26 protein-coding genes are annotated in these 25,768 nt (G+C 71.0%); 15 read left to right on the forward strand and 11 right to left on the reverse strand.

The window, feature by feature from the left end:
- Positions 1–87 precede the first annotated feature (87 nt).
- Together RLT58_RS25885 and RLT58_RS25890 are read right to left on the reverse strand one after the other, a co-directional pair.
- Positions 88–810: a DUF305 domain-containing protein gene (locus RLT58_RS25885; RefSeq protein ID WP_311312758.1), complete on the reverse strand. Its 723-nt coding sequence runs from the start codon at positions 808–810 to the stop codon at positions 88–90.
- Positions 807–1,484, reverse strand: a complete 678-nt coding sequence (locus RLT58_RS25890; RefSeq protein ID WP_311312759.1) for a thioredoxin-like domain-containing protein — start codon at positions 1,482–1,484, stop codon at positions 807–809. The genes RLT58_RS25885 and RLT58_RS25890 overlap by 4 nt, the downstream gene beginning before the upstream one ends.
- Before the next feature lie 243 nt (positions 1,485–1,727).
- Here RLT58_RS25890 and glnA point away from each other — a divergent pair, with 243 nt between their 5' ends.
- Positions 1,728–3,089, forward strand: a complete 1,362-nt coding sequence (gene glnA / locus RLT58_RS25895; RefSeq protein WP_311312760.1) for a gamma-glutamylpolyamine synthetase GlnA2 — start codon at positions 1,728–1,730, stop codon at positions 3,087–3,089.
- A 72-nt stretch (positions 3,090–3,161) separates the two neighbouring features.
- Here the strand turns inward: glnA and RLT58_RS25900 are convergent, their stop codons facing one another.
- Positions 3,162–3,596 (reverse strand): hypothetical protein, encoded by a 435-nt coding sequence (locus tag RLT58_RS25900; RefSeq protein ID WP_311312761.1) that lies wholly within the window; start codon positions 3,594–3,596, stop codon positions 3,162–3,164.
- Positions 3,597–3,659: 63 nt separating this feature from the next.
- Positions 3,660–4,475 carry an aminoglycoside phosphotransferase gene (locus RLT58_RS25905; RefSeq protein WP_311312762.1) on the reverse strand — a complete coding sequence of 272 codons (816 nt, stop codon included), beginning with the start codon at positions 4,473–4,475 and terminating at the stop codon, positions 3,660–3,662.
- 74 nt (positions 4,476–4,549) lie between these two features.
- On the opposite strand from RLT58_RS25905, the gene RLT58_RS25910 reads away from it, so the two are divergent.
- Both RLT58_RS25910 and RLT58_RS25915 read left to right on the forward strand, forming a co-directional pair.
- Positions 4,550–4,954, forward strand: a complete 405-nt coding sequence (locus RLT58_RS25910; RefSeq protein WP_311312763.1) for an NUDIX domain-containing protein — start codon at positions 4,550–4,552, stop codon at positions 4,952–4,954.
- On the forward strand, positions 4,951–5,121 hold the full coding sequence (locus RLT58_RS25915; RefSeq protein WP_311314756.1) for a hypothetical protein: 171 nt from the start codon (positions 4,951–4,953) through the stop codon (positions 5,119–5,121). Before RLT58_RS25910 ends, RLT58_RS25915 begins: the two co-directional genes overlap by 4 nt.
- Positions 5,122–5,142: 21 nt before the next feature.
- Here RLT58_RS25915 and RLT58_RS25920 read toward each other — a convergent pair whose 3' ends face one another.
- The 3 genes from RLT58_RS25920 to RLT58_RS25930 form a co-directional block, all read right to left on the reverse strand.
- Entirely contained in the window at positions 5,143–5,496 is a 354-nt protein-coding gene (locus tag RLT58_RS25920; protein WP_311312764.1) for a VOC family protein, read from the reverse strand.
- A gap of 35 nt (positions 5,497–5,531) precedes the next feature.
- The gene (locus tag RLT58_RS25925) at positions 5,532–6,260 is read right to left on the reverse strand and encodes a dienelactone hydrolase family protein (protein WP_311312765.1); all 729 of its coding nucleotides are present in this window, start codon (positions 6,258–6,260) and stop codon (positions 5,532–5,534) included.
- A 227-nt stretch (positions 6,261–6,487) separates the two neighbouring features.
- Positions 6,488–7,078 (reverse strand): TetR/AcrR family transcriptional regulator, encoded by a 591-nt coding sequence (locus tag RLT58_RS25930; RefSeq protein ID WP_311312766.1) that lies wholly within the window; start codon positions 7,076–7,078, stop codon positions 6,488–6,490.
- 122 nt (positions 7,079–7,200) lie between these two features.
- Here RLT58_RS25930 and RLT58_RS25935 point away from each other — a divergent pair, with 122 nt between their 5' ends.
- The 6 genes from RLT58_RS25935 (at position 7,201) to RLT58_RS25960 (ending at position 12,515) form a co-directional block, all read left to right on the forward strand.
- A complete protein-coding gene (locus RLT58_RS25935; RefSeq protein ID WP_311312767.1) occupies positions 7,201–7,773 on the forward strand; it encodes a hypothetical protein in 573 nt (190 codons plus the stop codon).
- A gap of 136 nt (positions 7,774–7,909) precedes the next feature.
- Positions 7,910–9,130 carry a saccharopine dehydrogenase family protein gene (locus RLT58_RS25940; protein WP_311312768.1) on the forward strand — a complete coding sequence of 407 codons (1,221 nt, stop codon included), beginning with the start codon at positions 7,910–7,912 and terminating at the stop codon, positions 9,128–9,130.
- Between the two features lie 134 nt (positions 9,131–9,264).
- Positions 9,265–10,770: an APC family permease gene (locus RLT58_RS25945; protein ID WP_311312769.1), complete on the forward strand. Its 1,506-nt coding sequence runs from the start codon at positions 9,265–9,267 to the stop codon at positions 10,768–10,770.
- 1 nt (position 10,771) lies between these two features.
- The gene (locus RLT58_RS25950; RefSeq protein ID WP_311312770.1) at positions 10,772–11,188 is read left to right on the forward strand and encodes a universal stress protein; all 417 of its coding nucleotides are present in this window, start codon (positions 10,772–10,774) and stop codon (positions 11,186–11,188) included.
- 84 nt (positions 11,189–11,272) lie between these two features.
- Positions 11,273–11,500, forward strand: coding sequence for a hypothetical protein (locus tag RLT58_RS25955; RefSeq protein WP_311312771.1), 228 nt, complete (start codon positions 11,273–11,275; stop codon positions 11,498–11,500).
- Positions 11,501–11,723: 223 nt separating this feature from the next.
- On the forward strand, positions 11,724–12,515 hold the full coding sequence (locus RLT58_RS25960) for a putative protein N(5)-glutamine methyltransferase (RefSeq protein ID WP_311312772.1): 792 nt from the start codon (positions 11,724–11,726) through the stop codon (positions 12,513–12,515).
- A 22-nt stretch (positions 12,516–12,537) separates the two neighbouring features.
- On the opposite strand, the gene RLT58_RS25965 is transcribed toward RLT58_RS25960, so the two are convergent.
- The gene (locus tag RLT58_RS25965) at positions 12,538–13,053 is read right to left on the reverse strand and encodes a pyridoxamine 5'-phosphate oxidase family protein (RefSeq protein ID WP_311312773.1); all 516 of its coding nucleotides are present in this window, start codon (positions 13,051–13,053) and stop codon (positions 12,538–12,540) included.
- A 135-nt stretch (positions 13,054–13,188) separates the two neighbouring features.
- On the opposite strand from RLT58_RS25965, the gene RLT58_RS25970 reads away from it, so the two are divergent.
- Positions 13,189–16,179, forward strand: coding sequence for a bifunctional [glutamine synthetase] adenylyltransferase/[glutamine synthetase]-adenylyl-L-tyrosine phosphorylase (locus tag RLT58_RS25970; RefSeq protein ID WP_311312774.1), 2,991 nt, complete (start codon positions 13,189–13,191; stop codon positions 16,177–16,179).
- 27 nt (positions 16,180–16,206) lie between these two features.
- Here the strand turns inward: RLT58_RS25970 and RLT58_RS25975 are convergent, their stop codons facing one another.
- Positions 16,207–17,100, reverse strand: a complete 894-nt coding sequence (locus RLT58_RS25975; protein ID WP_311314653.1) for a phosphatase PAP2 family protein — start codon at positions 17,098–17,100, stop codon at positions 16,207–16,209.
- A 135-nt stretch (positions 17,101–17,235) separates the two neighbouring features.
- Positions 17,236–18,303 carry a LacI family DNA-binding transcriptional regulator gene (locus RLT58_RS25980; RefSeq protein WP_311312775.1) on the reverse strand — a complete coding sequence of 356 codons (1,068 nt, stop codon included), beginning with the start codon at positions 18,301–18,303 and terminating at the stop codon, positions 17,236–17,238.
- 369 nt (positions 18,304–18,672) lie between these two features.
- Between RLT58_RS25980 and RLT58_RS25985 the strand changes: the two genes are divergently transcribed.
- From RLT58_RS25985 to RLT58_RS26005, 5 genes are all read left to right on the forward strand, one after another.
- On the forward strand, positions 18,673–19,950 hold the full coding sequence (locus RLT58_RS25985) for an extracellular solute-binding protein (RefSeq protein WP_311312776.1): 1,278 nt from the start codon (positions 18,673–18,675) through the stop codon (positions 19,948–19,950).
- 21 nt (positions 19,951–19,971) lie between these two features.
- Positions 19,972–20,991, forward strand: a complete 1,020-nt coding sequence (locus RLT58_RS25990) for a carbohydrate ABC transporter permease (protein ID WP_311312777.1) — start codon at positions 19,972–19,974, stop codon at positions 20,989–20,991.
- Entirely contained in the window at positions 20,985–21,863 is an 879-nt protein-coding gene (locus tag RLT58_RS25995; protein WP_399131957.1) for a sugar ABC transporter permease, read from the forward strand. Before RLT58_RS25990 ends, RLT58_RS25995 begins: the two co-directional genes overlap by 7 nt.
- 106 nt (positions 21,864–21,969) lie before the next feature.
- Positions 21,970–23,697, forward strand: a complete 1,728-nt coding sequence (locus RLT58_RS26000) for a glycoside hydrolase family 13 protein (protein WP_311312779.1) — start codon at positions 21,970–21,972, stop codon at positions 23,695–23,697.
- On the forward strand, positions 23,682–24,749 hold the full coding sequence (locus RLT58_RS26005; RefSeq protein ID WP_311312780.1) for a LacI family DNA-binding transcriptional regulator: 1,068 nt from the start codon (positions 23,682–23,684) through the stop codon (positions 24,747–24,749). The genes RLT58_RS26000 and RLT58_RS26005 overlap by 16 nt, the downstream gene beginning before the upstream one ends.
- A 56-nt stretch (positions 24,750–24,805) precedes the next feature.
- On the opposite strand, the gene RLT58_RS26010 is transcribed toward RLT58_RS26005, so the two are convergent.
- Positions 24,806–25,612, reverse strand: a complete 807-nt coding sequence (locus RLT58_RS26010; RefSeq protein ID WP_399131958.1) for a DUF8017 domain-containing protein — start codon at positions 25,610–25,612, stop codon at positions 24,806–24,808.
- Positions 25,613–25,768: the final 156 nt, after the last annotated feature.

Below are 25,768 nucleotides of genomic sequence, written 5' to 3' on the forward strand. Positions count from 1 at the left end.
GCCCCGAGCGAACCCATCGTCATCGGCCTGTTCGGGGCGCGCGACCGCTATCACCCATTCGGGTGCATCCGCGGTGCGGGGGAACTCTCAGCCGTGGTCTCTGGGCTTCGCTCCGCGCTCGGCCAGCAGGTCGGCCATCGCGTCCAGCTCGGACTGCTGGGCCTCGGCCATGCCCCGGGCGAGCCGTTTCTCCGCCTTGACGCTGCACCGGTCCGCACAGCCCCGGGCCATGCCGATGCCGCCCTTGTGGTGGTCGGTCATCAGCTGGAGATACAGGATCTCGGCCTTCCTGCCACTGGCCCCGCGCAGCTGCTTCAGCTCGGTACGGGTGGCCATGCCGGGCATGAGGGCCCCGTCATGGGCCTGGAAGTTGTCGTCCATCCCCGGCATCCCGGCCATGTCGTGCCCGGCGTGCTCCCCGCCGGCCATCCAGGTCATCGGCTCCTGCCCGGCGGAGGTCTTCGGAAGCTCCCACAGATCCAGCCAGCCGAGCAGCATGCCCCGCTGGTTGGCCTGGGTGTTGGCGATGTCGTACGCGAGCCGGCGCACGTCCTCGTTCCGCGTGCGGTCGCGCACGATGAAGGACATCTCCACGGCCTGCTGATGGTGGACGGCCATGTCGCGGGCGAACCCGGCGTCCGCCGAATCCGTGGCCGGGGCGCGCGGGACGGAGACCGCGGCGTGGTGGTCCGTACCGCCGTCGTCCCGTGCGGAGGCGACCGTCGCGGCCCCCGCGAACAGCACGGCTGCGGCGACGGCGGAACCCGCCGCCCACCGGGTGCGCCGGGTGCGCTCCGATACGACGGTCACGGGGCCGCCAGCCCGCCGGTGCACGCCGCACCCGGCTCGGGCGTCTGCGGGCCCTGCACGTACTTGGCGAAGAACTGCGCCACCCGGCGGTCGTCGGCACCGTCCACCGTGACCTGCTTGCCCCAGGCGCTCAGCATGATCGCGCCGGCCTGGTCCCTGTAGGGGCTCATCAGCGAGTACGGGGTCCCGGACACCCGCTCGGCGAGCTTGTCCACATCGGCGGCCGGGGCCTTGTCGGTGTACGTGACCCAGACCGAACCGTGCTCCAGCGCGTGCACGGCGTTCACGTCGGGGATGGCCTTTTTGTATACCTCGCCGTCGCAGTTCATCCAGACGGGACTGTGGTCACCGCCGACCGGAGGCTTCATCGGGTAGTCGACGGGGGTGGTGACGTGGTTGCGGGTCAGCTTCTTCGCGTCCCACGTCTTCTCGCCCTCGATCGGACCGGCGGCCAGATCCTTCTGCTCCTCGGCGGACCGCTTCGCGTCCTTCGCGTCGGCGGCCTTCTGGTCGGCCCTGGCCGAGGAACGGTCGAGCAGCGTGTACGTACCGAAGGTGACGAGACCTGCGACGACGACGGCGCTGAGGCTTATGGCCAGCACGCGGTTGCGGCGGTCGCGCACGCGGTCGGCCTTGCGCATCTGCTCTATGCGTGTCCTGCGGTCGTAGCTCATGTCGTGGGTCCTTCTGCGAAGGGGCGATGAGGGGACGTAACGGGCCTGGAAAGCGGTGTGCGCGGGGCAGTTGCGAGCCCGCCGCGCCCCACGCGCACCATGGCCGACGATCGTAGTGGGTGGCCGAGTGCTCCATCTCACGTCGGGTGCGTAATCTGGGGGAAATCCGGGGTCGTGATACTGGAGTCTCTCCCCAGCCCCGGGAGGTGATGCACGGACCGTCTGAACTGCAAGGATGTGGCTATGGACAAGCAGCAGGAATTCGTCCTCAGGACACTCGAGGAGCGCGACATCCGGTTCGTTCGGCTGTGGTTCACCGACGTGCTCGGTTACCTCAAGTCCGTGGCCGTCGCCCCCGCCGAGCTGGAACAGGCGTTTGACGAGGGGATCGGCTTCGACGGCTCGGCCATCGAGGGCTTCGCCCGGGTGTACGAGTCGGACATGATCGCCAAGCCGGACCCGGGCACCTTCCAGATCCTGCCGTGGCGCGCGGAGGCTCCGGGCACCGCGCGGATGTTCTGCGACATCCTGATGCCGGACGGCTCGCCGTCCTTCGCGGACCCGCGCTACGTACTGAAGCGCATCCTCGCCAAGACCTCCGACCTCGGCTTCACCTTCTACACCCACCCCGAGATCGAGTTCTTCCTCCTGAAGAACAAGCCGGTCGACGGCACCCGCCCGACCCCGGCGGACAGCTCGGGCTACTTCGACCACACCCCGCAGAACGTGGGCATGGACTTCCGCCGTCAGGCGATCACGATGCTCGAATCGATGGGCATCTCGGTGGAGTTCAGCCACCACGAGGGTGCTCCGGGCCAGCAGGAGATCGACCTGCGGTACGCGGACGCGCTCTCCACGGCCGACAACATCATGACCTTCCGCCTGGTCATGAAGCAGGTCGCGCTGGAGCAGGGCGTCCAGGCGACCTTCATGCCGAAGCCGTTCTCGGAGTACCCCGGCTCGGGCATGCACACCCACCTCTCCCTCTTCGAGGGCGACCGCAACGCGTTCTACGAGTCCGGCGCGGAGTACCAGCTCTCCAAGGTCGGCCGCTCCTTCATCGCGGGCCTGCTGCGGCACGCGGCGGAGATCTCGGCGGTCACCAACCAGTGGGTCAACTCCTACAAGCGCATCTGGGGCGGCTCCTCCCGCGCCGCAGGCGCCGGCGGCGAGGCCCCCTCGTACATCTGCTGGGGCCACAACAACCGCTCGGCCCTGATCCGCGTCCCGATGTACAAGCCCGGCAAGACGGGCTCGGCCCGCGTGGAGGTCCGCTCCATCGACTCCGGCGCCAACCCCTACCTCACCTACGCGGTCCTCCTGGCCGCGGGCCTCAAGGGCATCGAGGAGGGCTACGAACTCCCGGCCGGCGCCGACGACGACGTCTGGGCCCTCTCCGACGCGGAGCGCCGCGCGATGGGCATCGAACCCCTCCCGCAGAACCTCGGCGAGGCGATCTCCCTGATGGAGAAGAGCGAACTGGTCGCCGAAACCCTGGGCGAGCACGTCTTCGACTTCTTCCTCCGCAACAAGAAGCAGGAGTGGGAGGAGTACCGCAGCGAGGTGACGGCTTTCGAGCTGAAGAACCTGCTGCCGGTGCTGTAGGCGCGGCGCGCCATTGCGGCTTCACCGGTGGGGCCCACGGCTTAAGGCTGTGGGCCCCACCGGCGTCCGGGCTCAGCCCTCACTCCTCGCGCCCGGCGGCACCAGGGCATGCCCCCCGTCACGAAAGACGAAGGCGGTCGGCTCCGTGCCGAACTCGTGGCGCAGATGACCCCCGTATCCCGGGACGGCGACGTGCGGTGCCACCAGCGCCAGCAGGGCGTCGAGCATCAGGAGATTGTCATCCACCCCGTAATTCCGGGCGAAGAGTTCCCACAGGGGGCGGTCCAGCCCGTCCGCCATCTCCGCTTCCCGCAGGATCGCCACGTCGCCGCCGGGCAGACGGGAGTGAGAGGACACCGGGAACAGCGGCCAGGGGTGTTCCTCCTCGTCGAGCTCCTCGGGACAATCGGCGGCCAGGCCCAGATGCCAGCGCAGGGCGGCGAGCGCGGACTCGGGCAGGTCGCCGCGCAGGAAGCAGGACAGGACGATCTCGTAGCGGTCACTCATGGCGGGCAGTATGAACGCGCCCACTGACAGCGTCGGCTGTGCGAGGGGGCGCGGGCATCCTGTTCATTCGCGGTGCCCGTGCCAAGCCGCAGCGGCGGTCGCCAGACGCAGCGTCCACGCGTCGGGGTCCGCACCACTGATCTCGGCCCAGACGTTGCGGTTGGCGGCGGCGAAGGCGGTGATGCCCTCGGGCGGGGCCGTGTGCCAGGCGGGCACCTTCGACGCCCATCGCTCGGCGGCGGTCGGCGTGTGTCCGGAGGCGATGAGCCAGATGACCCAGTAGCCGGCGTTGAGCCAGGCGGCTCCGCGTGTGGCCCATGCCCAGTCGACCAGGCGTGCCCGATCGCCCTGCGGTGACTGGTCGTTGACGAGGACGTTGGTGTTGTTGAGGTCGGTGTGCAGGAGGTGGTCACCGGCGAAGAAGCGGAGGTCGTCGGGGGTGGCCGCGTAACGCTCCAGGCGTTGTTCGGCGTGGCGCAGCTCGATGTCCGGGCAGGGGGTGCGGCCCAGCCGGCGCAGGAGGGCGGCGACTTCGGGGAGATCGGCGGAGCCGGGGGCGTAGTCGGCGTGGCGGCCGTCCATGGCCTCGAAGCCGAGGAGATCCCATCCGGCGGTCTCGACACGCCAGCGCAGGGCGGGGGCGATCTCTCTGATGAAGGGAGCGATCTCGGCCTCTCGGCGCTGGGTCCAGGCGCGAGGGTGGCCGGCGCGCAGGCCCTTGATGTGCCAGGTGCCGGTGACGGAAGTGACCCGGGCAGCGACCTCACTGTTGAAGCCCGCACTCGCCTCCACGACCTCAAGGAGGGGGCCGGTGTGCTGCTCGACGGCGGCGCGTACGGGGGAGGGCAGCCGGTCGAGGTGGGTACGGGTGGTGGCCATGGGGCGTCACCTTTCCACGCGGACAGTGGTGCGACCCGCATTCTGGGAGCACGTACCAGGTCCGCTTCGGTTCCTTGTCGCTGGAGCCGCAAGGGGAGGACGGCCGGGTGCTCACGACAAGGCGCGCCGACAACGGGACGTGGGAGCCGCCCGGGGGTGTGCTCGAACTGGCCGAGACTCCGGAGGACGGTGTCCGTCGCGAGGTCTACGAGGAGACCGGCGTCAAGGTGCAGGTGGACCGCTTGACGGGGGTCTACAAGAACACGTCCCGGGGCGTCGTCGCCCTGGTCTTCCGCTGCCGTGCCGAAGGAGGGCACGAGCAACTGTCGGACGAGACAACGGCAGTTGAGTGGCTGACCCCGGAGGAGACGATCAGCCGCATGGCCGAGGTCTTCGCTGTCCGGGTCACCGATGCGCTGCTGGACGGTGCACCCCGGGTGCGCTCACACGACGGCAGGAAGCTTGCCTCTCATCCGTGAGCCCGTGTGGAATCGCCCCCGGCGCGGGCGGCCGACGGTTCCGGGAGGTCCGTGAGCACTTCGAGGACCCGAAGCCCGGCTATGTCGCCGACTGGGCCGATCTGCCGGACTGGCAGCGGGAGACCGATGCCGACATCTTCGAGGCCGTCGAGGCGGCCGTCGGCTGATCGGCGGGAGGGTGGGGCCGGTCAGGCCGGCTGCCACAGTTCGATGCGGTTGCCCTCGGGGTCCGTGACCCAGCCGAAGCGGCCTACGCCGTCCATCTCCTGGACGTCCTCGGAGACGTCCGCTCCCTTGGCGCGCAGCTGCGCGAGCATCGCGTCCAGGTCGGTGACCCGGAAGTTGAGCATGGTCTGCTGGGTGCGGGAGCCGAAGTAGTCGGTGCCGGGCTCGAACGTCGCGAAGACCGTCGGTCCGGCTTCCTGGCGCCACAGGCCGTGCTCGTCGGTGTCCAGACCCAGGCAGTCGCGGTACCAGGCGTTCAGGGCCGCCGGGTCGGCGGCCCGCAGAAAGTAGCCGCCGATTCCACGTACTCGTTCCATGCCGCCATCCTGCCAGGACGGCGGCACGGAACCCGTCAGTGAAGGGCGCTCTCGAGGAGGGGGAGCAGGCGGTCCCAGTGGCGTCGCAGCCCTGCGGCGTCGTACGCGTCGGTGTCGGACATGGTGAACCCATGGGCCGTACCGGGGTAGATCTCCGACGTGTGGTCGATCCCGGCGGCGTCCAGGGACCGGTTGAGCCGGTCCAGGTCCTCGGGCGTCAGGTCGCTCGCCGCGTGGCCGAAGTGCGCCCGGGCGGTGATGCCGGCGAGGGCGTCGGGGCCGTCGGCGCCCACCGGGGCGTGGAAGGCCGCGAGGGCCGCCACCTGGTTGGGGTGGGCGGCGGCGGTACGCGTCGCCAGCAGGCCGCCGAAGCAGTAGCCGGTCACCGCGACCGGCCCGGGGCGCACCTGGGGCTGGGCGGTGAGGAACCCTAGGCAGGCGTCTGCGTCGCGCAGGGTCTGTTCGGCGGTGTGCGCCTCGATCAAGGGCATCAGCTGGGCGAAGACCGCGGACCTGGCCTCGCCGCCGATGTACTCGGGAAGGTCGATCACCGGGGTCGGGCCGTGCCGGTAGAACATGTTCAGGACCAGTACGTAGTACCCGTGCCGGGCCAGCTCGTCGGCCATCTCCCGCAGCACGGGGCGGATACCGAAGCCGTCCGGGTACATCAGCACGCCCGGGTGCTGCTCACCGTCGTCAGGGAAGGCGGCGAACGCGTCGGCCACGCCGTCGGCGGTGGGGATCTGCGACGTCTTGATGGGCATGAACTCTCCAGTCGTGGTTGATGGGTCGAGTCTGCGGTCATCCAGTCATCAACAAGGCGGACGGGGCGCCCGCGCGTCGGCGCAGGGCCCTCGACCGGGCAGCGGGCACTTGACGGCCCTTGCGGCGCTCAGGGGAGCGCCGGGCCTCCGATCCGTGCGTGGCGCGAGGCCGGCCCGGTCGTCATGGCTGCGGGGCTCGGCCCGGCGGGATCGACGGCCCGGACGGTTCAGGCCGCGTGGCCGTGTCCGCGCAGGATCCCCTCCACGCCCCCCAGGAACGTCTCCGAGATCAGTGCCGGGTCGGAGAGGCAGCCCGCTGCCATCGCGCCGTCCCGGAGCATGACGAAGTGCCGGCCCGCCTCGGTGGCCGGTTCGCAGCCTGCCCGGGTCAGGAGGTGTGTGGCCGTTTCCAGGAACCACTGGCGGTGGGCCAGGACCGCCTGGTGGACCGGGTGGGACGGGTCGGGGTACTCGGCCGCCGCGTTCAGGAAGGCGCAGCCCCGGAAGCCGTCCGACCGGATGCCCTCGGTGATGGAGCGGGCGACGGCGCGGACCGTGTCGGCGGGCGGGAGGCCCGATGCCTCGATGGCCGCCACCTGGCCCCGGATGCCCTGGTCGGCCTGCTGGAGGTAGGCGAGGATCAGCTCCTCCTTGCCCTTGAAGTGCCGGTACAGGGTGGCGCGTGTGACCTGGGCCTCCGCGATGATCCGGTCCACGCCGACGGAGTGGATGCCCTCCGCGTAGAAGATCCGGGTCGCCGTGTCGAGCAGTCGGGACCGCGCCTCCGACGTGCCTCCGGCCTGTGTGCTCGTACTCATGCCGTCACCGTACCAGCGGGGTGAGGGAGAACGTTCGGTCTTGACAAGGGGGTGGGCTGCGCTTTGGATGGGAGGAGTGAGGGAGAACGTTCGGTCTGTCTCCTTTCTCGAAGGGAACTCCCGTGAATGCCTCCGCTGTCGCCCCCGCCCCCGCCCCGAGTGCCGCCCCCGCCGCCGCCCTGCGGCAGCTCTACTTCCTCCGCTTCGCGTTCGCCGCCGTCTGGGCCGGTCTGCTGTTCGTCTCCGCCGACACCCTCGGCGCCCTCAGTACGACACTGCTGGTGGTCTATCCCCTGTTCGACGTGGGATGTGCCGTCGTCGACCTCAGGTCCGCGCGGGCGCATCGCGGTCCCGTGCGCGGTCTGTACGCCAACATCGCGCTGAGCGCCCTCACCGCCGCGGGGCTGGCCGTCGCCGTCTCCTCCGGTATTCCGGCCGTCCTGCGTGTCTGGGGCGCCTGGGCCGTCACCGCGGGGCTCGTCCAGCTGGCCGTCGGTGTTCTGCGGCGCCGCATGGGCGGGCAGTGGCCGATGATCGCCAGCGGCGGCATCTCCACCCTGGCCGGCGCCTCGTTCGTCGTCCAGGCAGGCCAGGACGGCGCCGCCCTTGGCAGCCTGGCCGGGTACGCGTTCCTCGGCGGCGTCTTCTTCCTCGTCTCCGCCCTGCGTCTGGGCCGGGCCGCCACCTCCGTGTGAGCGGCGATGGTTCCGCCGGTGGACTTCCCGGGCCGGACGCCGCCGGGACGGCCGGGAAACGTACGTCCGGCTGTTAGCGTCCTGACGCCATCAGATCCGTACGCCCCCCGTGCTGCCGGTGAAGGAGTGGTCCTCCATGCGTGTCCTCTTGGTCGGAGCCGGAGGGGTGGGGACCGCGATCACGCGGATCGCCGCCCGCAGGGCGTTCTTCGAGCACATGGTGGTCGCCGACTACGACCCCGCACGGGCCGAGAGCGCCGTCGCCGCCCTGGGGGAGCGGGGCGAGAGGTTCAGCGCCGCGCGGCTGGACGCCTCCGACCAGGGCGCCGTGACCGCGGCCCTCGAAGAGCACCGTTGCGACGTGCTGCTCAATGCCACCGATCCACGCTTCGTGATGCCCCTGTTCGAGGCGGCGCTCGGTCATGGCGCGCACTATCTCGACATGGCCATGTCCCTGTCCCGGCCGCATCCCTCCCGTCCGTACGAGGAGTGCGGGGTCAAGCTCGGGGACGCGCAGTTCGAGCGGGCCGCCGAGTGGGAGGCCGCCGGGCGGCTCGCGCTGGTGGGCATGGGCGTGGAGCCCGGGCTGTCCGACGTGTTCGCCCGGTACGCCTCCGACGAGCTCTTCGACGAGATCGAGGAGATCGGCATCCGGGACGGGGCGAACCTGACCGTCGACGGCTACGACTTCGCGCCGTCCTTCAGCATCTGGACGACCATCGAGGAGTGCCTCAACCCGCCCGTCGTGTACGAGAGCGGGCGCGGCTGGTACACCACAGCCCCCTTCAGCGAGCCTGAGGTCTTCGACTTCCCCGAGGGCATCGGGCCCGTCGAGTGCGTCAACGTGGAGCACGAGGAGGTGCTTCTCGTACCCCGTTGGCTCAAGGCCGGGCGGGTCACCTTCAAGTACGGCCTCGGCGACGAGTTCATCGGGGTGCTCCGGACGCTCCACATGCTGGGCCTCGACCGGACCGAGCCCGTGTCCGTGGCGAGCGACCTCGGGAAGGCCGCCGTCTCGCCCCGTGACGTCGTCGCCGCCTGTCTGCCCGACCCGGCGGGCCTCGGTGACCGGATGCACGGCAAGACCTGCGCCGGGACCTGGGTCAAGGGTGTCAAGGACGGGCAGCCCCGGGAGGTGTACCTCTACCACGTGGTGGACAACCAGTGGTCGATGCGGGAGTACGGCTCCCAGGCCGTCGTCTGGCAGACCGCCATCAATCCGGTCGCCGCCCTGGAACTCGTCGCCGGCGGGGTGTGGAGCGGCAGCGGGGTGCTCGGCCCCGAAGCCCTGCCGCCGCGCCCCTTCCTGGATCTGCTGGGGGAGTACGGCGCCCCTTGGGGGCTGCGCGAGCAGTGAGTGACGGCCGGGCGTGCGCACGTCCGGCGATGCCCCTCCTCCGGGTGCCGTGGATATGCGTACTTTGTGGTGTCTGCCTAGCATGAGGACGCATATTCCGGTTACCCCTGCGGTCCTGAACTGAGCGAGGGCACATGGCGAAGGACCTCGGCGGGGAGCCGGCCGCACCCGCGCGGCCGGCCACCCTGAAGCCCGATGCGATCGGCTTCGTCGACGCCCTCGTCATCGGGCTGAACGCCACCTCCCCGGCGTACTCGGTGGCGGCCGTCATCGGGCCGATCGTCGCGCTCGTCGGCATCTACGCCCCCGGAGTGCTCTTCGCCTCCTTCGTACCGATGCTCCTCATCGCCTCGGCGTTCTACTACCTCAACAAGGTCGACCAGGACTGCGGGACCACGTTCTCCTGGGTGACCCGCTCGATGGGGCCCTGGAGCGGATGGCTCGGGGGCTGGGCCATCACGATGACCGGGGTGCTCGTCGTGGGGTCCCTCGCGGACGTCGCCGTCAGCTTCGGGCTGCTGGCCGTCGGGCTCGACAGCTGGGCCGACAACACCTTCGTGCGCCAACTGCTCACCGTCGTCCTGATCCTGGTCATGACGGGCCTGTGCGTCATCGGCACCGAGCTGTCGGCCAAGGTGCAGAACGCGCTGATCCTGGCGCAGGTGGTCTTCCTGCTGGTCTTCGTGATCGTGGCGCTCTACCGCGTCTACGCGGGCACCACCTCGTTCGACTCCATCCACCCCTCGGTCAGCTGGCTCAACCCGTTCGGGGCGGGTGGCGCGGCCCTCACCAGCGGGCTGCTGCTGGGCGTGTTCATCTACTGGGGCTGGGAGTCCGCGGTCAACCTCACCGAGGAGGTCGAGGACTCCGCGACCGCCCCCGGCAAGGCGGGGGTGTGGTCCACCGTCATCCTGCTGGTGACCTACCTGTCCGTCGGCTTCGCGGTCGTCGCCTTCGCCGGTACGGCGTACCTCGCCGAGAACGCCGACGAGGAGGAGTTCATCTTCGCGCTGCTCGCCCGCGAGGTGATGGGCGGCTGGGACTGGATCGTGCTCCTCGCGGTCGCCACCTCCGCCATCGCCTCGACCCAGACCACGATCATCCCCGCCTCCCGCACCGCCCTGTCGATGGCCCGGAGGCACGCGCTGCCGGCGCACTTCGGCCACATCAGCCCGCGGTTCCGGACCCCCGACGTGAGCACCTGGTGGGTGGCCGCCATCGCCATCGCCTGGTACCTCGTCGTCAACCAGATCAGCAAGAACGCACTCTTCGACTCGCTGACGGCCCTGTCCCTGCTGATCGCCTTCTACTACGCCCTGACCGGGGTGGCCTGCGCGATCTACTACCGCCGCCATCTGACGGAGAACGTGCGGAGCTTCCTGCTCATCGGCCTCGGGCCGGTGGTCGGGGCCGGGCTGCTGACCTGGCTGCTCGTGCGGTCGGTGATCGACATGTCCGACCCGGCCAACTCCTACAGCGGCAGCTCCTGGTTCGGCCTCGGACCGCCGCTCGTCATCGGCATCGCCATCAGCCTGGCCGGTGTGGTGCTCATGGTGGTGTGGCGGCTGCGGGCACCCCTCTTCTGGGCCGAGCGCCGGGGCGTGGTCGACCCGGGACTCGTCCACGGCAAGGAGCGCTGAGATGTCCGTGGTCCTCGGCTACGACGAGTCGCCCGGCGCCGCCCGCGCCCTGCGCATCGCGATCGAGGTGGCCGCCGCGTACGGCGAGCCGCTGGTCCTGGTCTACGGGGCCGCGCCGCCCGGCCCCACCGGCGAGGAGTACCACGCCGCCTACGACGCCGTCCGCCAGGCCGGGCGCTCGGGGCTGGAGCGGGCGCTCGCGGAGGCCCGCGAGGCAGGGGTGGAGGCCGTCGTCGAGGTGATCGACCGCAGCCCGGCCCAGGCGCTGATCGAGGCCGCCGAACGGCACGGGGCCCGCGTCATCGTGGTGGGCAGCTGGGGCGAGAGCCCGATGCGCGGGGCCCTCCTCGGCTCCACCCCGCACAAGCTCCTCCATCTGTCGAGGGTGCCGGTGCTCTGCGTACCCACCGAGGAGTGAGCCCGGCGGACCCCGGTATTCCGGTGGACCCGTCCTGTCCGGTCACTGACAATGACAGCCGAAAAGGCTGCGGACGGGGGACCGATGACCGAGGTGCTGGCTGTGCTCGGCGTGCTGGTGGGGACGATCGTCTTCCTGATCGTGAGACTCACGCTGAAGGAGCGAAGACGCCGTACGGAGAACTTCGACGGCCAGCAGAACGAACGCCACCACAGCGCGGAGATACGGAACATCAGGGCCGCCAATACCTCGATCGCCGTGCACAACCGGTTCATCGACGGCGGCAACGACTGGCGGCCCGGCAAGCGCTGAGCGCCGGCGGGCCGGGCCCGGAGCCCCGCTGGGGTAGTGTGGCGCCTCCCCGCACGGGGACGTAAGGCGCGACGAAGATCCCCGTACGGGGACGCAGCGAAGGAGGTGGGACCCATTACCGCTGTAGCAGGCAGGGTGCTCACCCCCCTTCATGACGGCGTGGCCGACCGGATGTGACCGGCCGCGGAGCACCCCTCGGCATTCCTCCGAAAGGCTCCGCCCGATGCCCGTCCCGTTGTCACCGCCCGCCCTGTCCTCCCTCGTCACCGCCCTCCGCTCCGCCGGCTGCGTCTTCGCCGAGGACGAAGCGGACCTGATCGCCGCCACCGCCACCGGGCCCGCCGACCTCTCCGCGATGGTCGAGCGGCGCGTCGCCGGCCACCCCCTCGAACACGTCCTGGGCTGGGCCGAGTTCAGCGGGCTGCGGATCGCCGTCGACCCCGGGGTCTTCGTCCCCCGCCGCCGCACCGAGTTCCTGATCCGCCAGGCGGTCCGCCTGGCGCCGAGCCCGGCCGTCGTGGTGGACCTCTGCTGCGGCTCGGGCGCGCTCGGCGCCGCCCTCGCCACCGCGCTGGAGGACGTCGAACTCCACGCGTCCGACGTCGAACCCGCCGCCGTGCGCTGCGCCCGGCGCAACGTCGGCGGCCTCGGCCGTGTCTACGAGGGCGACCTCTTCGCCCCCCTGCCCGCCGGACTGCGCGGGCGCGTCGACGTGCTGCTCGCCAACGTGCCCTACGTACCGACCGGCGATGTCGCCCTGCTGCCCGCCGAGGCGCGCGTCCACGAGCCGCTGGTCGCGCTCGACGGCGGCGGCGACGGCCTCGACGTCCTGCGGCGGGTGGCCGCCGACGCGCCGCGCTGGCTGGCCCCCGGCGGCAGTCTGCTGGTCGAGACGAGCGAACGGCAGGCGGAGACGGCCGCGCGGACCGTCGGCGGCAGCGGGCTCGCCCCGCGCGTCGTGACCTCCGACGAGCTGTACGCCACCGTCGTCATCGGAACCCTGCCCGCGTCCTGAGACGCCCGCCCGCCCGGCCGGCTCAGGCGAAGCGCCAGCGGGTCTGGGTGAACGGGTCGCCCTTGCCGAAGGCGAAGACCGTGCGCGGGGACACCGCGAACACATGGGCCCGGTTGTCCAGGGAGCCCACGAACGCCCCGTCGGCCACGCCGAAGTGCCAGACCGGCCCGTACTTCTCCTCCCACGCGCGGGCGAGACGCACGAGCCGGTCCTCGTCGGTCACACGCTCCGCCCGGCCCTCCACCACCACGTCCGTCCCCGCCGACCAGGCGTTCGTCCCGGTCATCAGGACGACCTCGGGGTTGCCCGCCAGATTGCGGGCCTTGCGCTCCTCGGGGCCCGTGGAGAAATGCAGCGCGTCCTGCCACCAGACACCGATCAGGGGGGTGACGTGCGGGCGGCCGTCCGGGCGGACCGTACTCAGCCAGTACAGCTCGGCCCCGGTCAGCAGCTCTTGGGCCTCGGCCCAGGCGCCGGGCCGTGCGCCCGGACTGCTGTAGCGGGCATCCAGCTCGGCGGCCGGTTCGTCTGCGGTCATGGTGGGGCCCCCCGGTCGGGTCCTGAAAGCGATCCTGCCTGCGAAGTACGGACTCCGCCCGCGCTCCGAATTCATCGGTACCGGGCTAGGCTCGGAAGGCTGGAAGGTGATCGGGCGGCGAGCAGGAGAACGCGGATGACGACGTTGCCGGGGCGCAGGAGCAGCACCTTCACCCGACTGCTGCGGCACGGTTTCACCGATCCGTCCGCGGCCGAGCGGCTGCTCGAGCTGCCGGACCTGTCCTCCGTGCGCTCCGACCCCGTCCTGCTCGAAGCCCTCGGGGCCACCGCCGACCCCGATCTGGCCCTGCGCGGCCTGGTCCGGCTCGTCGAGGCCGAGGAGGCCGACGAGCGGCAGATCCTGCTGGACACCCTCGTCACCGCCAAGCCCCTGCGGGACCGGCTGCTCGGGGTGCTGGGGGCCTCCGAGGCGCTCGGCGACCACCTGGCCCGCCACCCGCGCGACTGGCAGGCGCTCGTCACGTACGAGGCCGTCGACCTGCACCCCGGCGTGGCCGAGTTCGAACACGAACTGGCCGGCGCGGACGACCCGGACACGCTGCGCGTCGGCTACCGGCGGTGCCTGCTGTCGATAGCGGCCCGCGACGTGTGCGGCACGACCGACCTCGTCCAGACCGCCGCCGAACTGGCCGACCTGGCCACCGCCACACTGCGCGCCGCCCTCGCCATCGCGCGTACGGCCGCGCCCGCCGACGCCGCGCAGTGCCGGCTCGCCGTCATCGCGATGGGCAAGTGCGGCGGCCACGAGCTGAACTACGTCTCCGACGTCGACGTCATCTTCGTCGCGGAACCCGCCGACGGCGCCGAGGAGAGCAAGGCCATCCAGGCCGCGACCCGCCTCGCCGCCCACCTCATGCGGATCTGCTCCGACACGACCGTCGAGGGGACCATCTGGCCCGTCGACGCCAACCTCCGCCCCGAGGGCCGCAACGGCCCCCTGGTGCGCACGCTCTCCTCGCACCTCGCCTACTACCAGCGCTGGGCCAAGACCTGGGAGTTCCAGGCGCTCCTGAAGGCCCGGCCGGTGGCCGGCGACCCCGAGCTGGGTGCCGAGTACGTCGAGGCCGTCTCGCCCCTCGTCTGGCAGGCCGCGGACCGGGAGAACTTCGTCCCCGACGTGCAGAAGATGCGCCGCCGGGTCATCGACACCATCCCCGCCGACCGGGTCGAGCGCGAGATCAAGCTCGGGCCCGGCGGGCTGCGGGACGTCGAGTTCGCCGTCCAGCTGCTCCAGCTCGTGCACGGCCGTACCGACGCCACCCTGCGCAGCGGATCGACCCTGGAGGCGCTGGGCGCGCTGGCCGACGGCGGGTACGTGGGGCGGGTGGACGCGGTCCAGCTGGACGACGCCTACCGCTTCCTGCGCACCATGGAGCACCGCATCCAGCTCTACCGGCTGCGCCGCACCCACCTCGTCCCGGAGGACGAACCCGACCTGCGGCGCCTCGCCCGCTCGCTGGGCCTGCGCGCGGACCCCGTCACCGAGCTCAACCAGGCCTGGAAACGGCACGCCTCCGTCGTCCGCCGGCTGCACGAGAAGCTGTTCTACCGGCCGCTGCTGGACGCCGTCGCCCAGCTCGCGCCCGGTGAGTCCCGGCTCAGCACGAAGGCCGCCGCCCACCGCCTCGAAGCCCTCGGCTACGAGGACCCGGCGGCCGCCCTGCGGCATCTGGAGGCCCTGTCCTCCGGGGTCTCGCGCAAGGCCGCCATCCAGCGCACCCTGCTGCCGGTGCTGCTCGGCTGGTTCGCGGACTCCGCCGACCCGGACGCCGGGCTCCTCGGCTTCCGCAAGGTGTCCGACGCACTCGGCAAGACGCCCTGGTACCTGCGCCTGCTGCGCGACGAGGGCGCCGCCGCCGAGAATCTCGCCCGGGTCCTGTCGGCCGGCCGGCTCGCCCCCGACCTGCTGCTGCGCGCCCCCGAGGCGGTCGCGATCCTCGGCGACCCCCTGGGCCTGAAGCCGCGCAGGCGCCGGCACCTCGAACAGGAGGTGCTGGCCGCCGTCGGGCGCGCGGAGGACGCCGAATCGGCCGTGGCGGTGGTACGCGGCGTGCGCCGGCGCGAGCTGTTCCGGACGACGGCCGCCGACCTCATCGGCTCGTACGGCACGGAGGAGAGCCCCGCCGAGTCCGACCCCGGCGCGCTCGTGGACCGGGTCGGCAGCGCCGTCACCGATCTGAACGCCGTCACCATCGCCGGCGCGCTGCGGGCCGCCGTCCGCGCGGAGTGGGGCGACACCCTGCCCACCCGGTTCGCCGTGATCGGCATGGGCCGCTTCGGCGGGCACGAGCTGGGATACGGCTCCGACGCGGATGTCCTGTTCGTCCACGAACCGCGCGAGGGCGTCGACGAGCAGGAGGCGAGCCGGGCCGCGAACCGGGTCGTCGCCGAGATGCGCCGGCTGCTCCAGCTGCCCACCGCCGACCCGCCGCTGATCATCGACGCGGACCTGCGGCCCGAGGGCAAGAGCGGGCCGCTGGTGCGGACCCTGAAGTCGTACGAGGCCTACTACCGGCGCTGGTCGCTGGTCTGGGAGAGCCAGGCGCTGCTGCGCGCCGAGCCGATGGCGGGCGACCTGGACCTGGGGCGCGACTTCATCGAACTGATCGACCCGCTGCGGTATCCGATGGAGGGGCTCGGGGAGGACGCGGTCCGTGAGATCCGGCGGCTGAAGGCCCGGATGGAGTCCGAGCGGCTGCCGCGCGGCGCGGACTCCACGCTCCACACGAAGCTGGGGCGCGGCGGGCTGAGCGACGTCGAGTGGACGGTCCAGCTGCTGCAGATGCGGCACGGCTGGGCGCAGCCGGGGCTGCGGACGACCCGCACCCGGGAGGCGCTGGCCGCCGCGTGTGCGGCGGGGCTGATCCCGGGGGAGGACGCGCAGACCCTGGACGAGGCGTGGGTCCTGGCGACCCGGGTGCGGAACGCGGTGATGCTGGTACGCGGGCGGCCCGGGGACACGTTCCCCTCGGGGCCGCGCGAGCTGACCGCGGTGGGGCGGTACCTGGGGTACGAGCCGGGGCACGTCGGGGACATGCTGGACGACTACCGCCGGGTCACGCGGCGGGCGCGGGGTGTTGTCGAGGAGCGCTTCTACGGGGGCTGAGCCGTGTGTGGGGGAGGCCCCGGGGGGTCAGTGGCGGGTTGCCGCCGGTTCGCGGGGTGCCCCGAGGGCTCGGAGGCGGGCAGGCCTCCCCGCCTTCGGCGGGATGCGTTTCGGGAGGTGGTGGGGGAGCGTTCCGTACCAGGCGTACGACACCGCGTAACCGAACGCCAGGCAGGCCATGCCGCCCACCGCGTCCAGCCAGAAGTGGTTCGCCGTCGACACGATCACCATCAGCGTGACCGCCGGGTACAGCAGGCCCAGGATGCGCGCCCAGGGGGCGGAGGCCAGGGCGAAGACCGTCAGGCCGCACCACAGCGACCAGCCGATGTGCATCGACGGCATCGCCGCGTACTGGTTCGACATCTGCTTGAAGTTGCCCGAGGCCATCGAACCCCAGGTCTGGTGGACCATGACGGTGTCGATGAAGTGGCCGCCGTTCATCAGGCGCGGCGGGGCCAACGGGTAGAGGTAGTAGCCGAGCAGTGCCACCGCCGTGGTCGCGAAGAGGGCCAGCCGGGCCGCCGCGTAGCGGCCGGGGTGGCGGTGGAACAGCCAGACGAGCACACCGATGGTGACGACGAAGTGCAGGGTCGCGTAGTAGTAGTTCATCGACACGATCAGCCATGTCACCGAGTTCACCGCGTGGTTGACCGACTGCTCCACGGCGATGCCCATGAAGCGCTCGACCGACCAGAGCCAGTCGGCGTTGGCCAGGGCGGCGGTCTTCTGCTCGGGGACGGCGTTGCGCACCAGCGAGTACAGCCAGTAACTGACCGCGATCAGCAGGATTTCGAACCAGAGGCGAGGCCGCCGGGGAGACCGCGGGGCCCGCAGCCCTGAAAGGGTGCGGTCGAGCAGTCTGCGGGTGCGGTGCGCGCCGCCGGTCTGCTGCGTGTTCGCCTCGGGAGCCGCCTCGTTCACGATGGGTGACGGGGTGGCCTCCGTACGGCCTTCCTGTGGTTTCACGCTCAATTCACCCATAGGCACAGAGTCTGCCAGATTTGCCCCCTCCGCCCGATGATCCTCCGGTCGGGAGCGGGTTGCACGTCCTGCGGACTACCGCTGGGCGTGGGATCCTTGGACGGGAGGGAAGGGCCCGGCCGCGTCCTGCCCGGGGCCCGCGGCGGTGGAGCCGCGCACGACGAGTTCCGGCATGAAGACGAACTCGCTGTGCGGGGCGGGTGTGCCGCCGATCTCCTCCAGGAGCGTGCGCACGGCGGCTTGGCCCATCGCCGTCACCGGCTGCCGGATCGTGGTCAGCGGCGGGTCGGTGAACGCTATGAGCGGCGAGTCGTCGTACCCCACCACCGACAGATCGCGCGGGACCTCCCGGGAGAGCCTGCGGGCGGCCCGGATCGCGCCCAGCGCCATCATGTCGCTCGCGCACACCACCGCCGTACAGCCGCGCTCCATCAGCGCCGACGCAGCCGCCTGGCCGCCCTCCAGCGTGTACAGGGAGTGCTGGATCAGCTCCTCGACCTCGTCCGAGGTGAGGTTCAACTGCTCCCGCATCGTGGCGTGGAAGCCCTCGATCTTGCGGAGCACCGGCACGAAGCGCTTCGGGCCGACCGCCAGCCCGATCCGGGTGTGGCCCAGCGAGACCAGATGCGTCACCGCCAGCCGCATCGCGGCCCGGTCGTCCGGCGAGATGAAGGGCGCCTGCACCTTGGGGGAGAAACCGTTCACCAGGACGAAGGGGACACCCTGGGCGCGCAGTTGCTCGTAGCGCTGCATGTCGGCCGAGGTGTCGGCGTGCAGTCCGGAGACGAAGATGATCCCGGAGACGCCCCGGTCGACCAGCATCTCGGTCAGCTCGTCCTCGGTGGAGCCGCCGGGCGTCTGGGTGGCCAGCACCGGGGTGTAGCCCTGCCGCGTCAGCGCCTGGCCGATGACCTGGGCCAGTGCCGGGAAGATCGGGTTCTCCAGCTCGGGCGTGATCAGGCCGACGAGCCCCGCGCTGCGCCGGCGCAGACGTACGGGCCGTTCGTAGCCGAGGACGTCGAGCGCGGCGAGGACGGATTCGCGGGTGGCAGCGGCTACCCCGGGCTTGCCGTTCAGTACACGGCTGACCGTCGCTTCGCTGACCCCCGCCTGAGTTGCGATATCGGCAAGCCGTGCGGTCATGGGACTGGACTGTACCGGGAGCGGGTCGGATTGCCCACCATGCACAGGAATCGGACGTGGGGCGCGCGCGACCGCCCGCCGAGGGCCGCTCCAGGGCCGCTCCGGCAATGTCTTGCAAGGTCTTGCGGGACCGGTGTGCGGGCTGCGGTCGGATCGTCGCACTGCGGAATCATGGGTGGTGGCCTGCGCCTGGCAGGGTCCGAGGACTTTCGTCAAGAGGCTTGACGGCAACCGTGAGGACACGCGAATGTAACGATCGCCGGGGCTTGCAGAAATCTTCCGCAAAGTCTTTCGGCCTTCTTTCATCCTTGTTACGTTCACGTCGACCCGGCGCCGCGACGGAGCGGTACGGCAGTTGAAGGAGTTCAGATGCGACGTGGCATAACGGCCACCGCCCTGGTCGCGGCCCTGGCGCTCGCGGCGACCGCCTGCGGCAGCGATGACGACAAGTCCGACAGCCCCAGCAAGGGCTCGGGCGAGCTCTCCGGCACCGTGACGTGGTGGGACACCTCCACCGCGGGCAGCGAGGACAAGGTCTTCAAGAAGATCGCCGAGGGCTTCGAGAAGGAGCACCCGAAGGTCGACGTCAAGTACGTCAACGTCCCCTTCGGCGACGCGCAGAACAAGTTCAAGAACGCCGCCCAGTCCGGCGCCGGTGCCCCCGACGTGATCCGCTCCGAGGTCGCCTGGACGCCCGAGTTCGCCGACCTCGGCTACCTCGCCCCGCTGGACGGCACCCCCGCCCTCCAGAAGGAGAGCGACTTCCTGAAGCAGGCCGCCGCGTCCACCAAGTACAACGGCAAGACCTTCGCCGTGCCGCAGGTCATCGACTCCATGGGCATCTTCTACAACAAGAAGATCTTCAAGGAGGCCGGCGTCGAGGTCCCGAAGTCGGTCGACGAGCTGAAGACCGTGTCGAAGAAGATCAAGGACAAGACCGGCAAGACCGGCCTCTACCTGCGCGGCGACGACGCGTACTGGTTCCTGTCCTTCCTCTACGGCGAGGGCGGCGACATGGTCGACGCCGCCGACAAGAAGGTCACCATCGACAACGCGGCCGGCGTCAAGGCCATGACTGTCGTCAAGGACCTGGTCGACTCCGGCGCCGCCAAGACCGACGCGACGGACGGCTGGGAGAACATGCAGTCGTCCTTCAAGGACGGCAAGGTCGCGATGATGATCAACGGCCCGTGGGCCGTCGCCGACACCTACACCGGCAAGGAGTTCAAGGACAAGGCCAACCTGGGCGTCGCCCCGGTCCCGGCCGGCTCCGCCGCCCAGGGTGCCCCGCAGGGCGGTCACAACCTCGCCGTCTACGCCGGTTCCAAGAACCTCGAGGCCTCCTACGCCTTCGTCGACTACATGACCTCCGTCAAGACGCAGGCCCAGGTCACCAAGGAGCTCAACCTCCTGCCGACCCGTACCTCCGCCTACGCCGAGGAGCCGGTCGTCGACAACGAGATCGTCGGGTTCTTCAAGCCGGTCGTCGAGAGTGCCGTCGAGCGCCCCTGGATCCCGGAGACCGGCAGCCTCTTCGCGCCGCTCGTCACCGAGTACACCAAGGTCCTCACCGGCCAGACCTCCCCGGAGAAGGCGGTCAAGACGACCGGCGACTCCTACCGCAAGCTCCTCGATGGCTGGAAGTAACCCAGGAAGGCAGGCCGGCTGATGGCTGTCCACACCAGCCAGTCGGTGGCGAAGGCCGCGGGCGACGACATCGTCGCCCGCGGCCGGAGCCGCGGTACTGGCAACCCCCCGCCCCCGAGCAGGCTCCGGCGGGCCCTGTCGACCCACTGGTACGCCTGGACCATGGTCGCCCCCGTCGTGATCGTGATCGGCGTGATCATCGGGTACCCGCTGGTACGCGGCATCTACCTGTCGCTGACCGACGCCACCGAGCGCAACGTCGAACGGTCCATCGGCGTCAACCACATTCCCGCGACGTACAAGTTCGTCGGGGCGGACAACTACACCGATGTGCTCACCGGCAACGAGTTCCTCGGCACGCTCGGCTGGACCCTGGTGTGGACGGTCTCCTGCGTGGCCATCACCTTCGGCCTCGGCATGGCCCTCGCCAACATCCTCAACCGCCGGATCGCCGGGCGCTCCGCCTACCGGATGGCGCTCATCCTGCCCTGGGCCATCCCCGGCTTCGTCTCCGTCTTCGCCTGGCGCTTCCTCTACAACGAGGACCGCGGGCTGCTCAACAAGATCCTCTCCGGGGCCGGCTTCGACGGCATCCCGTGGCTCAACGACCCCACCTGGGCGAAGATCTCCGTCATCGCCGTCAACGTGTGGCTCGGCGTGCCGTTCATGATGGTCGCCCTCCTCGGCGGGCTCCAGTCCATCGCCGGTGAGCAGTACGAGGCCGCGGAGATGGACGGCGCCACCGCCTGGCAGCGCTTTTGCCACATCACGCTGCCCGGACTGCGCCCCGTCTCCACGACGGTGATCCTGCTCTCCACCATCTGGACCTTCAACATGTTCCCGGTGATCTTCCTGCTGACCGGCGGCGGACCCGGCGACGCCACCCAGATCCTGGTGACGCAGGCGTACAAGTTCTCCTTCGAGATCAGCCCGCGCGACTTCGCGCTCTCCTCCACCTGGGGCGTGCTGATCCTCGTACTCCTGATGGTCTTCGCCGCGGTCTACCGGCGAGTCCTCCGCACCCAGGGAGATGACTGGTGACCACGGCACCCGCCCCCGCGCGGCACTCCGCGCCCAAGGTCCGGCTGCGCGGCGAGCGTTCGCCGCTGGCCTCCACCGCGCTCCACCTGACGCTGATCGTCGCGTCCGTGATCGCGGTCTTCCCCGTGCTGTGGGTCCTGCTCACCTCGCTGAAGCCCGCCGCGTACGCCACCACCACGGACTTCTTCAAAGAGACGACGCTCGAGAACTATACGAACCTGCTCCAGAACACGAAGTTCCTCACCTGGTTCGGCAACTCGCTGCTCATCGCCGGGCTCACCACCCTGCTCGGCGTGATCGTCTCCGCCTCCACCGGCTACGCCGTCAGCCGCTTCCGCTTCCCCGGCAAGCGCGGGCTGATGTGGACGCTGCTGATCACCCAGATGTTCCCGGTCGCCGTCCTCATCGTGCCGATCTACAACATCATGGCGACCATGGGTCTGCTCAACAGGCCCGCCGGACTGGTCATCACCTACCTCACCATCTCGGTGCCGTTCTGCGCCTGGATGATGAAGGGCTTCTTCGACACCATTCCGCGCGAGATCGACGAGTCGGGCCAGGTCGACGGCCTCACCCCGTTCGGCACGTTCTGGCGGCTGATCCTGCCGCTGGCCAAGCCCGGTCTCGCCGTCACCGCCTTCTACTCCTTCATCACCGCCTGGGGCGAGGTGGCGTACGCCTCCGCCTTCATGGTCGGCGAGGACAATCTCACGCTCGCGGGCGGACTCCAGCTGTTCGTCAACCGGTACGGGGCCCAGTGGGGTCCGATGACCGCCGCGTCCGTGCTCATCGCGATACCCGCGGCCCTGGTCTTCCTGTTCGCGCAGAAGCACCTCGTCACCGGCATGTCCGCCGGAGCCGTCAAGGGCTGAGCTCCACGACAGCACGGCCGTACGACCCGCACGCACCAGTCACGGTGGCGCCGGCATCCCGACCCGGTCCCGGCGCCACTCCCCACCCAGACACCCCAGGGACGACATGACCCAGCACCTCGCTGCCCCCTCCACCGGCACGTCCGACGACGCCCCGGGCCACCGCACCGGCTGGTGGCAGGACGCGGTGATCTACCAGGTCTATCCGCGCAGCTTCGCCGACGGCAACGGCGACGGCATGGGCGATCTCGCAGGCGTACGCAGCAGACTTCCCTACCTCAAGGACCTCGGTGTCGACGCGGTCTGGCTCAGCCCGTTCTACGCCTCCCCGCAGGCCGACGCGGGCTACGACGTCGCCGACTACCGGGCCATCGACCCGATGTTCGGCACCCTGCTGGACGCCGACTCCCTGATCCGCGACGCCCATGAGCTGGGCCTGCGGATCATCGTCGACCTGGTGCCCAACCACTCCTCCGACCAGCACGAGTGGTTCAAGCGCGCACTCGCCGAGGGCCCCGGCTCCGCGCTGCGCGACCGCTACCACTTCCGCCCCGGCCAGGGCGCGGACGGCGAACTCCCGCCCAACGACTGGGAGTCCATCTTCGGCGGCCCGGCCTGGACCCGTACCACCGACCCGGACGGCACCCCCGGCGAGTGGTACCTCCACCTCTTCGCGCCCGAGCAGCCCGACTTCAACTGGGAGCACCCGGCCGTCGCCGACGAGTTCCGCTCGATCCTGCGCTTCTGGCTCGACATGGGCGTCGACGGCTTCCGGGTCGACGTGGCGCACGGCCTCGTCAAGGCCGAGGGACTGCCCGACCTCGGCACGCACGACCAGCTCAAGCTGCTCGGAAACGATGTCATGCCGTTCTTCGACCAGGACGGGGTGCACGAGATCTACCGGAGCTGGCGCGTCATCCTGGACGAGTACCCCGATACGATGGGGCCCGCAGAGCCTTCCGCAGAAGGGCGGGGGCGGGCGACGGGCGGGCGGATCGCGGTCGCCGAGGCTTGGACCCCGACCGTCGAGCGCACCGCCAACTACGTGCGCCCCGACGAGATGCACCAGGCCTTCAACTTCCAGTACCTGGCCACCGACTGGGACGCCACCGCGCTGCGCGAGGTCATCGACACCTCGCTGAACGCCATGCGCCCGGTCGGCGCCCCCACCACCTGGGTGCTCTCCAATCACGACGTCACCCGGCACGCCACCCGGTTCGCCAACCCGGCCGGCCTCGGCACCCAGATCCGCACCGCGGGCGACCGCGAGCTGGGTCTGCGCCGGGCCCGGGCCGCCAGTCTGCTGATGCTGGCGCTGCCCGGCTCCGCCTACGTCTACCAGGGCGAGGAGCTCGGCCTGCCCGACGTCACCGACCTGCCCGACGAGGCGCGCCAGGACCCGTCGTTCTTCCGGGCCGAGGGCCAGGACGGCTTCCGCGACGGCTGCCGCGTCCCGATCCCGTGGACCCGCGAGGGCTCCTCGTACGGCTTCGGCGCGGGCGGCAGCTGGCTCCCGCAGCCCGCCGGCTGGGGCGAGATGAGCATCGAGGCCCAGACCGGTGCGGCCGGCTCCACCCTGGAGCTGTACCGGGCCGCGCTCGCCGCCCGCCGCGCCCACCCCGGGCTCGGCGCCGGCGGCGCGGTGGAGTGGCTGGACGCCCCGGAGGGGGTGCTGGTCCTCGGCCGCCCGGGCTTCGTCTGCACGGTCAACACCACGGGCGCCCCGGTCCGGGTCCCCGCGTACGGCACCGTCCTGCTGGCCAGCTCCCCGGTGGCCGTCGACGGTGACACGATCGAGCTGCCCGTTGACACCACGGTGTGGTGGACGGTGTGAGTGTTCCCCTGCCGCGGGGCCCCGGCACGGGCGGCGCGCTGAGACTGTCGGACATCGCCGGCCAGGCGTCCGTCAGCGAGGCGACCGTCAGCCGGGTGCTCAACGGCAAGCCGGGCGTCGCGGACACCACGCGTCAGCGGGTGCTCGCGGCGCTCGACATCCTGGGCTACGAACGCCCGGTACGGCTGCGGCAGCGCAGCGCCGGGCTGATCGGACTGGTGACGCCCGAGCTCACCAACCCGATCTTCCCGGCGTTCGCCCAGTCCGTGGAGCAGGTGCTCGCCGGGCACGGCTACACCCCGGTGCTCTGCACCCAACTGCCCGGCGGCGCCACCGAGGACGAGCTCGTCGAGCAGCTCGTCGAACGGGGCGTCGGCGGCATCGTGTTCCTCTCCGGGCTGCACGCCGACACCTCGGCCGACCCGGCGCGCTATGCCGCGCTGACCGACCGGGGCGTGCCGTTCGTGCTCATCAACGGCTACAACGAGCGGATCAGCGCACCGTTCGTCTCGCCCGACGACACCGCCGCCGTGCGGATGGCCGTCGGGCATCTCGCCGAACTCGGCCACCGCAAGGTCGGCCTGGCCATCGGACCGCAGCGCTATGTGCCCTCCCGCCGCAAGCGGGACGGCTTCGTGGACGCGGCGGTCTCGCTGCTGGGGCTCGACCGCTCCGAGGCCGGACTCCTGGTGTGCTCCACGCTGTTCAGCGTCGAGGGCGGTCAGGTGGCGGCCGGTGCGCTGCTGGACCGGGGGTGCACGGGCATCGTCTGCGGCAGCGACCTGATGGCGCTGGGCGTGGTGCGCGCGGCCCGGGACCGGGGACTCGATGTGCCCCGCGACGTCTCGGTGGTCGGCTTCGACGACTCACAGCTCATCGCGTTCACCGACCCGCCGCTGACCACCGTGCGCCAGCCCGTGCAGGCGATGGCGGCGGCCGCGGTGGGCGCGCTGCTGGAGGAGATCGGCGGAAGTCCCGTGCAGCGCACGGAGTACGTGTTCCAGCCGGAGCTGGTCGTCCGGGGCTCGACGGCGGCGCTGCGGAGCCCGTGACGCCCTGACGAGGACGGGCGCGGGGCCGGCCGGAGGGGGGCCGGCCCCGCACCCGCTCAGTCCTGGCCGTCGCCCTGCTTGTAGAGGCGTACGGTGCCGAGGATCTGGCGGATCGTGGCGTCGGGCACCTCGTCCGGGACGCCGTGCGCCCCGACGTAGGTCCACGAGACGAACTCGCCCTCCGCATTCTTGAAGGCGAACGTCACCGCCTTGCCGTCGGTGTCGCACTTGCCCTTCTTCGGTGTCCCGGACGAGGTGACGGTCACCAGGCTGCCCTCGACGCCCGTCTTCGTCCGGAACGACTCGGGCTCACCGACCGTGAGGCGCGAGCGGTCGGGCTGGGTGTAGAGGCCGTAGACCCAGGTCTCGGCCGTGTCCTCGGCGGCCTCGGCCGCGCTCCGGGAGCCCTGCTCCCCTGTGGTGCCCGTCGAGGCGAGCGCGTAGTCGTCCTGGGTGCCGTCCTTGTCGTCGTCGGACGTGCACCACTTCTCCTGGAGGACCGCCGGCGCCATCATCCCGACCAGCGGCTTCTCCTTGGGGTCGTCGTTCTCCGCGACGTAGCTCACCCAGCTCGCGGCCTTCCGCGCCCAGGAGTCGGGCACGTCGAAGGTGATGCCGCGCTCGGCGTTGACCACGGTCTTCCAGCCGGGGACGAGCGGGCCCGAACCGCCGCCGGCCGCGCCCCGGTCCGTGCCGTCGGCGCTCGCCGGCGCGGTCGGCGACGGCTGCGGACGGGCCTCGCCGTTCCCGTCGTCGCGCAGCGCCAGGTAGCCCACCGCCGCGCAGGCCACGACGACCGCCGCGGCGGCGGAGACCACGACGGCCGTGGTCCGGTTGCGGCGGGGCGGTTCGGGGGCGCTCATGCCGAGCGTGGGGGCGGCGTGCCAGTCGGGGCTGCCCGGGCCGGGCTGTACGGGGTCCGAACCGCCGTGTGTGCCCGGCGTGTTCGGCTGTTCGGGGTGCGACTGCTGTCCTGGCCACATGGGGGCGAGCCTAGTCGCGGCCCGGGAACGGCCCGG

The organism is Streptomyces sp. ITFR-16 (assembly GCF_031844705.1).
Lineage (GTDB): Bacteria > Actinomycetota > Actinomycetes > Streptomycetales > Streptomycetaceae > Streptomyces.